This window comes from Rhizobacter sp. P3_B12 (assembly GCF_056402895.1).
In genome coordinates, this window is record NZ_JBFUGN010000127.1 from 1 (window position 1) to 10,156 (window position 10,156).

The following is a 10,156-nucleotide window of genomic DNA, read 5'->3' on the forward strand; positions in this document are numbered from 1 at the left end:
CCCGATCGCCGAGGAAGTGCGCGGCATCCTGGACGGCCACATGATCCTGTCGCGCAAGATCGCGGCGAAGAACCAGTACCCGGCGATCGACGTGCTGGGCAGCCYGTCGCGCGTGATGACGCAGATCGTGCCGGCCGAGCACGCCGAGGCGGCCGGCCACCTGCGCAACCTGATGGCCAAGTACGACGAGGTCGAGATGCTGCTGCAGGTCGGCGAGTACCAGGCCGGCAACGACCCGGTGGCCGACCTGGCGATCGAGCGCGTCGCCGAGATCCGCGCGTTCCTGAACCAGAAGACCAGCGACCTGATGCCGTACGAGGACATCCTCGGGCAGCTGGCGGAGGTCGTCAGGTGAGTGCCGCGCCCGTGAAGGCGCTGCGGACGCTGGTGAAGGTGCGCAAGCGCCAGGGCGAGCGGCTCGAGGCCGAGGTGCAGGCGGCGCGCAAGCAGCTCGCCGAGCTCGAAGAGGCGCGCAAGACCGCCGAGGGCGAGCTCGCCGCCTGCCGCCAGGACGAGCGCGATGCGCGCGACGAACGCGACGCGCTGCTGCGCACCTCCTTCACGCCGTACGCGGTGCGCGCGGCGGATTTCCGCATCGAGGACCTGAAGGGCGCGACCGCGCAGGCCGAGAAGGCCCTGGCCGACAGCCACAAGCACGTCGACCGCCAGGCCGCGGTGGTGAAGACCGCGCAGGCGGCGGTGCGCCGCAACGACCAGCGCATCGAGGGCTTCGAGCAGCGCATCGCCACCATCCTGCGCGAACGCGAAGCGGCGCAGGAGGAGCTGGCCGAGGAAGAGACCGAGGAAACCGGCGCGGCGCGTTTCGTCGCCCGCCAGCGCGCCCAGCGCCAGGAGGCCGCCCATGGATGACATGCAGGGCCTGTACGAGATGGCCGCGCGCACGCTGCACCCGCTGGAGGACCTGTTCCTCGCGACCGCGCTCGCCAGCCTGCGCCTGTTCGCCGCCTTCAACGTGCTGCCGCCGATGGGCGACCAGTTCGTGCAGGGCTACGTGCGCGCCGGCCTGGTCGTGATCATCGGCGGCTTCGTCGCGTTCGGCCTGCCGGCCGACGTCGCGAGCAACCTGACGGCCGGCCAGTGGGCCGGTTTCGCGCTGAAGGAATCGATGATCGGCCTGCTGATGGGCTTTGCCGCCTCGACGGTGTTCTGGGTGGCCGAGTGCGTGGGCGCGATGATCGACACGCAGGCCGGCTACAACAGCGTGCAGCTCACCAACCCGATGAGCGGGCAGCAGAGCACGCCGGTGTCGAACCTGCTGGTGCAGCTGGTGATCGCGGTGTTCTTCGCGCTCGGCGGCATGCTGGTGTTCATCGGCGCGATCTTCGATTCGTTCCACGTGTGGCCGCTGTTCGCGCCGATGCCCGACCTGGCCCGCGTGCCCGACCTGTTCATCGTGCAGCAAACCGACTCRTTGATGACGAGCACGATCAAGTTCGCCGCACCGATGATGCTGGTGCTGGTGCTGATCGACCTCGGCTTCGGGCTGATCACGCGCGCGGCCGACAAGCTCGAACCCACCAACCTCAGCCAGCCTGTCAAGGGCGCGGTGACGATGCTGATGCTCGCGCTGCTGATCGGCGTGCTGGTCAGCCAGGTGCGGCACCTGCTGCTGCCCACCGGCTTGCTGCAGCAGCTGCAGGGCAGCCTGCAGGCGCGCTGAACCGACGCCCGTTCCAACACCCCCATTCCCCAGGAGGACGAACATGAACATGATGGTCGACAACAAGGCCTGGCTGCAGGGCCGCATCGGCATCGCCACGCCACCGCAAGGCAAGATCGGCGGCACGCCGCAGGGCGGCGATTCGATGCAGCAGCTCGCGCAATCGACGATGGGGCAGCTGCCGCCGCTGTCGCTGCCGGGTGGCGGCGACGAAGACGGCGAAGGCGGGGGTGCGCAGCTGCTGAAGGGCATGATCGGCGCGGTGCAACAAGGCGGCGCGCAACAGGCGCAGGCGATGCAGAAGGCGGCCCAGCAGCAACAGCAGCAGCTGCCGCCGGCACAGCGGCCGGTGAGCCCGGAGCAGAAGGCCGCGCGCATGGACGCGCTGTCGACGTTGGAGCGCCATGAAGGGGCGTTCAACAAGCACGGCACCAAGATCTCCGACATGGAGAAGATGGCCAAGGACGAGAAGACGCCGCCGGACCTGAAGAAGGCGCTGAACACCGTGCTGTCGGACCAGGGCCTGCAGGACATGCTGGACGGCGGCAAGAACGGCAAGCTCGACCACAAGATCAGCTCGAAGGACATCCAGAAGCTGGCCGAGGACCCGGAGCTGAAGGCCTACAACGAAGAGAAGGCCCAGGGCTACGCCGACAACTACATCCCGTCGGGCGACAACGGCAAGACGACCGAGGGCCGCCCGATCACGAAGAACGATGCCGAGAACGAGCTGTACAAGTACGCCGACTACCTGCCGAAGGACATGTCGCTGGACGAGCTGCACAAGATCGTCGACGGCACCTCGCACACCGGCAAGTGCCCGCCGCAGCTGATCGCCGCGGCCAAGTACTTCACCGACCACCCGCAGGAGTGGAAGGACCTCAACAACGGCAAGGACAAGGTCTCGCACGCGAGCATGGAGGACAAGATCGCGGCCAAGGGCCAGCTCGACGCCGACCAGAAGAAGGCGCTGGACCGCATCGATGCCGACCCGAACGGCGCGTTCGGCAACAAGTTCAACCGCGACAAGCTGCAGAAGATCGCCGACGACCCGAAGGCCGCGCCGGAGGACAAGGAAGCGGCGAAGAAGTTCCTCGAGGACCCGGTGCTGTTCGGCAAGCTCGACAACGCCAAGCACGGCCGCGACATCAAGGGCGCGAAGAAGCTGTGGCAGCAGTCGGACGACGGCACCATCAGCCGCGACGACATCAAGGCCTTCCGCAGCCACCTGGAGAACAAGGAGGTCGCGACGACGCCGGCGAACGCCACGCACAAGCCGAAGGGCGCCGAGGACGTGAAGGCCGTCGGCGACATGGTGGCCGGCGAGATGGACCAGCCCGATCAGAAAAAGGCCAAGGGCGGCGGCTTCAAGAAGTTCCTGCAGGGCTGCCTGAGCGTGGTGTCGAAGATCGCCAACGTGATCTCGAAGGTGGCCGAGAAGCTCGGCCGGGTGCTGCCGCCGCCGTTCAACCTGGCGGCCAAGGCCGTCGCGATGGGTTCGCGCGCCTGGTCGGAGGGAACCAACGTCGCCGCGACGGCGATCCAGGGCGGCGACGTCAAGAAGGCCTTGCGCGACGCCGGGCTGGATATCGCAGGCACCGGGCTCAACGTGGTGACCAACAGCAGTGCCGGCAGCCTGGTGACGGGCGGCGTGAAGGCCGGGCTCAACGGGGCGAGCGGCGAGAAGCCGAAAGCGGCCGACTTCTTCTGACCCGGTTTTCATCCGGAGGCGATCGGAGTGCGCTACCATTTGGCGCATTCCGATCAACCATTTGGGTAAATCATCATGTGCGCTGCCGCTGTGCGCCCCCGGCCGGCTCTGGGTTCCGGACGGCCTGCCGACTTCTGGTCGGCGCAGTCGCGGGGCCCGGCGGCGGGTGCCAAGGCATCCCGCAAGGCATTCGCCGATCTGGTCGGGCGGGTGCGCAGTTCACCCGGGATCGTGCTGTTCGACGCTGTCGAGGCCGGTGTTCCCACCTGGCTGGTCGACGTGATCGCCGAGGCGACCGGCCAGCCGGTGTCGACCGTGATGGACATCATCGGCGTGTCGCCCACCACGTTCCGCCGCAAGGACGAAGCCGGCGAGGTGCTGCCGGACATCGCCGGGCACCGCGTGATGGGTTTGCTGCGCGTGGCGGCCACGCTGCGCCGCCTGCTCGAGGAGAGCGGCGACCCCGCTCAACTGAAGGATTTCGACCTCGACGCCTGGCTGGCCGGATGGCTGCGCGAACCGCTGCCCGAGCTGGGCGACAGGACCCCGGCCGAACTGCTGCGCAACCCTGAGGGACTGCGCGCGGTAGAGCAGGTGCTCGAGCGCATGCGCGGTGGATTGCCCGCATGACGGTGGCGCTGTGGCGGATTGCCACCGACACGCCGCAGTGGGGCGCCGATGACCTGGCCGGCAAGGGTGCCGCGAGCCGTGGTTCGCGCTGGACCCATCCCGGCGAGCTGGTGAGCTTCGCGGCCACCTCGGTGTCGCTGGCGGCCTGGGAGACGCGAGCGCACATCGGCAAGAGCGCGGGCAAGTTGCCGTGGAATCGCTTCCTCGTGCGCATCGATGTGCCGGACGCGGTCTGGACGGCGCGGCTGGTGCTGCAACGTCCACCGGCCGTCGGCTGGGATGCGATTCCCGAAGGACTGGTCTCACGCGCGCTCGGCTCGGTGTGGCTCAGCGAGGGACGATCGGCGCTGCTGGTCGTGCCCTCGGTGATCATCGAGGAAGAAGACAACGTGCTGATCAACCCGGCGCATCCGGATGCCGCGGAGCTGACGGCGGTGAAAGCCCGGCGGTTCGTCTACGACCACCGGGTGTAGCGATTCACCACCCGTACCTTTGCGCTGCGAGCGTATCGACCCAGTCACGAATCTTGTAGTCGCGTCTGACAAGCCCTTCATGAATCCGGAGAAGCTCTCTGAGATCATCGAGAAGAAGGGCGCGGATCGCGAGAAGAAATGGATGCGCCCGTGAATGTCGAAGCCGAAGAAGTTGCCCTGCGGGTCCTGAGCGAACAGGGCGCCACCTTTCAGTTCACCGCGCTCCATGGCAACGAACCACTCCTCGCGGGAGCTCAGTTCCTCATCACAAGCGCCTGGAGCATCAAGCGCCCATCACCTGGACAGATGGACAGCCATCAAAACAAGGAACGGAAGCAACAGCCATCGCACTCCATCGATGATCAATCGCCTGGCGGGCACAGTCAGTACGCGCTTCGCATAGGCAACGACCGACTGGATCTCGGCCTCGTCAAAGGCATATGGGCGTCCGTTCCCGACAGCAGCCGCAATGGCGGTGAGCTGCTCTTTCGTCATGCCGCGGTACTCGCCGTCGATTTCATATGCCGTCGAGAGAATGAACGCCCTGGCTTTGTCCTCATCGGTCTGCGGCTGAAAGTGGCAGGTGGCACACCGGGCGGAGAGGTTCCGCTTGATGTTTCCGCAATGAACGCAGACTGCCAGCATCACACGCGCCTGCCGCCTCCATCGCCCGCCGCATCGGCGTGGCAGCCCGCTTCTCTTGCCCAACCAAGCGAGCCATACACGATCCTCAACACGGGGCCCATCGTATTCAAGACGCTCCGTTCTGATCTACTCAGGTCGCGTCCTGTCGGTAGTAGGTATCGGTCACAGCGGCTGCAATCTCCGAGATGGATTGGGCCCGAGCCACGATCGCCACCAGTTCGTCAAAGTCTGAGGCGGAGTTCCATTCATGCTCGCCTTGGATGGCGCCAAGAACAAGCCGCCGAACCTCTTCGACCCCTAGGACCTGCTCAGGCTCTGAAGCAGTCAGCGTCACTTGGATTCTTTGGTTCAAGAAGATGTTGAACCCGAAGAACGGCCCCACGCCACGCACCTTCCTGGCCCCTGAAATCCTCAAGGATCTGCCACCCGAATCGATCAACAACAGATCGTCGAAGAAGCCGCTGCGCAGCGCCGGCTTCGTGCATTGCTCCAGCTCTTCGATGCCCCTCGCCGGGAAGAGCATTCCCTTCGAGAATTCGAGCACTGGATAGCGCAGCAGATCAGTTCTCACAGCCGCATTTGTCATTGTCGAATCCTGCATTGAAACCCTTTCCTACGAGGTCCGCACCCAAGACTTTTGCCCATGTCGGGCTTCCGTACAAGACCCGCTCACTCAGGTTGAAAGCATTGGGACCCCAGCCATGTACGGCATCGTGGAATGCCCGGCTCTCCAATGGCATCAGGTTCCAGGGCTGATTCCCAACGGCCTCCAGTAACGAATCTCTGGTCATCCATTTCTGTGGAATGGCCCAGTGGTGAACGGGCGTTCCCTTTGCAAGTTCACGAGTGCGACCATACCAACTTCTCGTTGCTCCCCACGCATGAGAGCCAGTCTTCCAGACTCCCCTGCAGACGGCCTTGATTCCAGTGCCGATCAACAAGACATCCGAGATTGCCAGCGCTCCGTTGACAGTGCCCCACACGTAGCGGCCACTCTGGAAATCGCTGATCGATTCGCGTCCAGACCCCCAGATGGGGATGAAGCTCTCGCCCAGACCTGGCGGGCCGACATCAGGCAGCGGAGCGGCATTTGAACCTTGCATCCACCGTACCGCTGCCGAGTTGGCCAATCCTCGCGGATCCACCCCCGACAACGGGTTGCCGCCAACATAGGCGTAGGTGTTGATCCCACCCGCCAGCCCCGTCGGGTCGGATTGCGTGTACCGCCCATCCTTGGCGTCGTAGTACCGATTCCAGTTGTAGAACAGCCCACTCTCTAGATCCGCCACCTGCCCCGGGAATCTCAGGCTGAACGCGAACGGCCCGCGCCCACCGGGATCCACCACCGGTGCCGTCGTGCCGAACGGCTCGGCCAGCCACAGCCAGCGGATCACGCCATCGGTATCGAGCACCGCCCGCGGCGCGTTCAGGTGATCGGCGTGGATGTGGAACACCAGCGGTGGCCCGTTCGCATCCGCCGGGTTCGGCATGAACACTGCGACCGGCACGTCCTGCAACCACACGTACTCACGGATCGCCCGGCCCACGTGGTCGTACTCGCCGAGCAATTGCCCGTCTTGATCGTAGGCGTAGATCACCGTGCTCTGCGGCCCCGTGCTGCTCACCTTGCGGATGCGCTGGCCCATCGCGTTGTAGGTGTAGGTCGTCGTGATGCCACCCTTCGTCAGCGTGGCGAGTTGTCCAGCCATGTCGTAGGTCGCGGTGTAGCCTGCACCATCACTCGTCGTGTTGCCGGTGTTGTCATGCGCCAGGCTGCGCGCCGGGTTCGTCACGCCGCTCAATCGGTTGCTCGTCGGTTCGGTGTCGTAGCGGCTCGACAGGCCGTCCAGGCTCTCGCTCGCACGGTTGCTGTTCGGGTCGTAGGCGATCGACCAGTTCGTCGTGGCGGTCACCACGCTCGTGAGCCGGTCGAGCTCGTCGTAGCCGAACTGCTGGTCGAGCGCCGGCTGCAGCGTGCCGTCGAACTGCCGGTGCGTGAACGCGGCRATGCGGTCCTGGGCGTCGTAGCGCACATCGCGAAGCACCCCACCGATCGGATAGCGCACCATGCGCCCACTCAGATCGAACAGGCGCCGATGCGACACCAGTCCGCCACGGGCATGCCACTTCCAGCCGTCGATCCCGATGCCGAACGGCGCCCATTTGATCTCGCTGAGCAGCGGCATCGGAACGCTGGCGCCGTCCTTGGCGAGTGCCAGCGACAGCGCCTGGCCGTCTGCGCGCTCGATCACCAGCCTGCGCCCCGAGGGATACGTGATGCCCTCCAGGTTGCCCAGGTGGTAGGCATAGTTCACCTTCAATTGCACGGTGCCGCTGTTCGCGCCCGCCGCCGGCTCGACCCATTGCGTGTGGCCCGCAAGCTCCCCGTGCTCGTTGTAGCGGTACCGGTCACCACCAGCACCGTGCCCCATGCTCGTGAGCCTGCCGCCGCCGTGGGAGAACTCGGGCCCTTGCTCGCTGTACCTCCACGTCAGCGCGGGATCTGTCCTCCCGCCGCGGCTGTGCTCAGCCCGCGTCATGCGCTCGCTGGCATCGTAGGTGTAGCGCGTCAGCACGCCACGGCTGTCGAGCATCGTCTCCACCAGATCGGTCCCGGGAACGTAGGTGAACACCGTCGTGCCAGTGTCCGGGCTCACGATCTTCATCACATGCCCCAGGCCGGTTCGCTCGTACAAGGTCTCCAGGCCGCGCGGGTCGGTCACCTTGTTGATGTACGGCGTCCCGCCCAGGTAGTCGAAACGGATCGAGCCCTGCCTTGCATCGGTGATCGACGTGATGCGATAGAGGCGGTCGTACGCGATCGAGGTGCTGTCACCGCTCGCGCCACGAAGGATCTTCGTGACGTGCCCCATCGCGTCGTACTCGTAGCGCGTGGTCRGCATGGGCGACACCGGCGGCGGTGTCTGCGCCATCGCGGCGTACGAGAGGGAACAGAAAAAGGAACAACCGATCGCGGCCCGCAGACCGCTGCGCGCATGCTGCATGAAAGACCCTCCCTGGTCTTGTCGTTCAGATGCGGCGCAGTCTAGAAATCCGGCCTCTGCCGGGTCAACCGGGTCAAATGAACCTATCGCGAGCTCGTCACCCCTGCGGCTGCGCCTGCGTCGCCTGCGCGAACGATTGCCCCGCCGCCTGCATCCGCTCGTCGAGCTTCTTGCTCAAGTCCGCGAGCATGTCGAGCATCTTGTTGACCGCTTCCATCAGCTTCTTGGGATCGCTCTTGTCGGCGCCGTTCTGCTGGAGCTCGCGCAGGTTGCGGGTCATGCCTTCGATCTGGTCGAGCAGTTGCGAAACCTGGGAATCCGCCTCGCCGGCTTCAGACGCCGCGCTCGTCGCCAGCGCCTGGYCGCCGCCCTGCCCGATCGGCTTCGGGCCGCCCGGCGTGGGGCGAGTCAGGGCCATGCTCGAGTTCGGTCCCGGTCGGCCGAAGGGCGACGGCATCGACGGCGAGCGCGGCGGCATGCTCATCGAGCGCGGGCGCTGCGCCACGCTCGACATCGACGGCGGCCGGCCGCCCTCGCGCGGCGGCGGGCCGCCCACTGTCGCAGCGCGCTGCGACGGCGTCGACGGGCGTGGCCCGATCGGTGGCCGGGCACCGGGTCCCGGCCCCGGCGTGATCCCGGGACCGACCGGGTTCGACCGCGCCGGCAGCAGCGGTCCCTTGGCACCCGGAATCGACATGGCCGTTCAGCGTGATGCCACGCGGCACAGGCCCAGCACCTCGCGGCTCTGCGAGCAGCTCGATGCGGCCGGCGCCTTCGATGCAGACGCCACCGTGCCTTGGTCCGGCTCGGCCTCGCTGTCGCAGTGCGACAGCACCTTCTGCGTCGGCGCGTAGTACGTCCAGCCCTTCGGCAGCTGCGGCGGCGCGAGGCTCACCTCCTGCCACTTCGCATGGCCCTCGCTCTTCAGCTTCTCGAAGTTGCTGCACATCGACTTGGCAAAGCGCGTCAGCGAGCTGCGCACCTCCGGCGACTGGTAGTCGTAGGTCACCAGCATCGACTTGACCGACAGCGAGGTCACGTCCTGCGTCAGCCAGTTCGGGTAGCTGGTGCTGCGGATCTGCGCCGGCACATAGGTGCCGTCCAGCGCCTGTGTCTCTGGCGCAGCACGGTCGAGCGTCAGCAGCTTGATGTACTGGCGCGCCTCCGACTTCATGTCGGCGAACAGCTTGGCCGGCTGGCCGGCGACGATCACGACCACGTCGATCGACTTGTCGGTCGCGAGCTTCACCAGCGCCTCCTCGTTCGACAGGAAGCTGGTGTTCTGCTCCAGCATCGGGCTGCCGAACATCGCGCGGTACAGCGTGGTCGCGGTCAGCGCCGTGCCGCTGCCGACCGGGCCGACGTTGATGCGCTTGTCGCGCAGTTCGTGGATCGAGCGCAGCGGCGAATCGGCGCGCGCGACGAAGTAGATCTCCTCGTCGTACAGCGGCATCACCACGCGCAGCGGCTTGATCAGCCGCGCCGCCTCGGCATCGCCGGCGTTCGCCTGGTCGAGGTAGGCGCGGTACACGTCGGATTGCACCAGCGCGAGCCGCACGCCGGGCTCCGAGCGCAGCCGGCGCACGTTCTCGGCCGAGCCCTTGGACGGCAGCACCTCCAGCGGCAGGCCGGCGGGCTTGCCGATGAAGCGCGACAGGTCGCGGCCGATCTCGATGTAGGTGCCGCGGTCGGAACCGGTGACGATGCGGTCGCCGGCATGGGCGCCCAGCGAAGCGAGGCACAAGGCCGCAGTGAGAAGAAGTTGGCGCATGGATTTCTCCGGTGGACGGTGAACGGCGCTCAAGGCGTCGGGAGCTCGCACAGGCCCAGGGCCCGGCGCGCAGGGGGACAGGAATCGGTGGTGGCGACGGCGGCCGCGGGCGGCTGCAGCAGCGCGACGGTCGCGGCCGGGGCCGGGGCCACCGCTGGAGCCGGCGCAGGGGCCGCCGCAACCACCGCCGCAACAGCCACCGGAGCCGATGCCGCGACGGCGGTCGACACCACCGGTGCC

General features: G+C 66.6%; 10 protein-coding genes and 2 pseudogenes. 6 read left to right on the forward strand and 6 right to left on the reverse strand.

Annotated elements, in window-relative coordinates; genetic code table 11:
- The 6 genes and pseudogenes from AC1D01_RS09695 to AC1D01_RS09720 all read left to right on the forward strand — a co-directional run.
- Positions 1 to 355 (forward strand): annotated as a pseudogene (locus AC1D01_RS09695) (EscN/YscN/HrcN family type III secretion system ATPase); the annotation flags it as partial.
- Positions 352 to 870, forward strand: coding sequence for a hypothetical protein (locus AC1D01_RS09700; protein WP_477865835.1), 519 nt, complete (start codon positions 352 to 354; stop codon positions 868 to 870). The pseudogene AC1D01_RS09695 and the gene AC1D01_RS09700, both read left to right, overlap by 4 nt.
- On the forward strand, positions 863 to 1,681 hold the full coding sequence (gene sctT, locus AC1D01_RS09705; RefSeq protein WP_477865836.1) for a type III secretion system export apparatus subunit SctT: 819 nt from the start codon (positions 863 to 865) through the stop codon (positions 1,679 to 1,681). Before AC1D01_RS09700 ends, sctT begins: the two co-directional genes overlap by 8 nt.
- Before the next feature lie 43 nt (positions 1,682 to 1,724).
- Positions 1,725 to 3,392, forward strand: a complete 1,668-nt coding sequence (locus tag AC1D01_RS09710) for an HrpF/NolX family T3SS translocon protein (protein WP_477865837.1) — start codon at positions 1,725 to 1,727, stop codon at positions 3,390 to 3,392.
- 90 nt (positions 3,393 to 3,482) lie between these two features.
- Positions 3,483 to 4,022 (forward strand): antitoxin Xre/MbcA/ParS toxin-binding domain-containing protein, encoded by a 540-nt coding sequence (locus tag AC1D01_RS09715; protein WP_477865838.1) that lies wholly within the window; start codon positions 3,483 to 3,485, stop codon positions 4,020 to 4,022.
- The gene (locus AC1D01_RS09720) at positions 4,019 to 4,495 is read left to right on the forward strand and encodes an RES family NAD+ phosphorylase (protein ID WP_477865839.1); all 477 of its coding nucleotides are present in this window, start codon (positions 4,019 to 4,021) and stop codon (positions 4,493 to 4,495) included. The genes AC1D01_RS09715 and AC1D01_RS09720 overlap by 4 nt, the downstream gene beginning before the upstream one ends.
- Positions 4,496 to 4,789: 294 nt before the next feature.
- On the opposite strand, the gene AC1D01_RS09725 is transcribed toward AC1D01_RS09720, so the two are convergent.
- The 6 genes and pseudogenes from AC1D01_RS09725 to AC1D01_RS09750 form a co-directional block, all read right to left on the reverse strand.
- Entirely contained in the window at positions 4,790 to 5,140 is a 351-nt protein-coding gene (locus tag AC1D01_RS09725) for a hypothetical protein (protein WP_477865840.1), read from the reverse strand.
- Between the two features lie 130 nt (positions 5,141 to 5,270).
- Positions 5,271 to 5,711 (reverse strand): hypothetical protein, encoded by a 441-nt coding sequence (locus tag AC1D01_RS09730; protein ID WP_477865841.1) that lies wholly within the window; start codon positions 5,709 to 5,711, stop codon positions 5,271 to 5,273.
- Positions 5,701 to 8,145, reverse strand: coding sequence for an RHS repeat domain-containing protein (locus AC1D01_RS09735; protein WP_477865842.1), 2,445 nt, complete (start codon positions 8,143 to 8,145; stop codon positions 5,701 to 5,703). Before AC1D01_RS09735 ends, AC1D01_RS09730 begins: the two co-directional genes overlap by 11 nt.
- Before the next feature lie 97 nt (positions 8,146 to 8,242).
- The gene (locus AC1D01_RS09740; protein ID WP_477865843.1) at positions 8,243 to 8,659 is read right to left on the reverse strand and encodes a hypothetical protein; all 417 of its coding nucleotides are present in this window, start codon (positions 8,657 to 8,659) and stop codon (positions 8,243 to 8,245) included.
- 189 nt (positions 8,660 to 8,848) lie between these two features.
- A complete protein-coding gene (locus AC1D01_RS09745; protein ID WP_477865844.1) occupies positions 8,849 to 9,916 on the reverse strand; it encodes a TAXI family TRAP transporter solute-binding subunit in 1,068 nt (355 codons plus the stop codon).
- 29 nt (positions 9,917 to 9,945) lie between these two features.
- Positions 9,946 to 10,156: pseudogene (locus tag AC1D01_RS09750) on the reverse strand (hypothetical protein); the annotation flags it as partial.

Excerpts from the sequence above, each read along its gene's own strand:
- AC1D01_RS09710 (WP_477865837.1), top strand. The coding sequence starts at position 1,725 with ATGAACATGATGGTCGACAACAAGGCCTGGCTGCAGGGCCGCATCGGC.
- AC1D01_RS09720 (WP_477865839.1), top strand. The coding sequence starts at position 4,019 with ATGACGGTGGCGCTGTGGCGGATTGCCACCGACACGCCGCAGTGGGGC.
- AC1D01_RS09725 (WP_477865840.1), bottom strand. The coding sequence starts at position 5,140 with ATGCTGGCAGTCTGCGTTCATTGCGGAAACATCAAGCGGAACCTCTCC.
- AC1D01_RS09745 (WP_477865844.1), bottom strand. The coding sequence starts at position 9,916 with ATGCGCCAACTTCTTCTCACTGCGGCCTTGTGCCTCGCTTCGCTGGGC.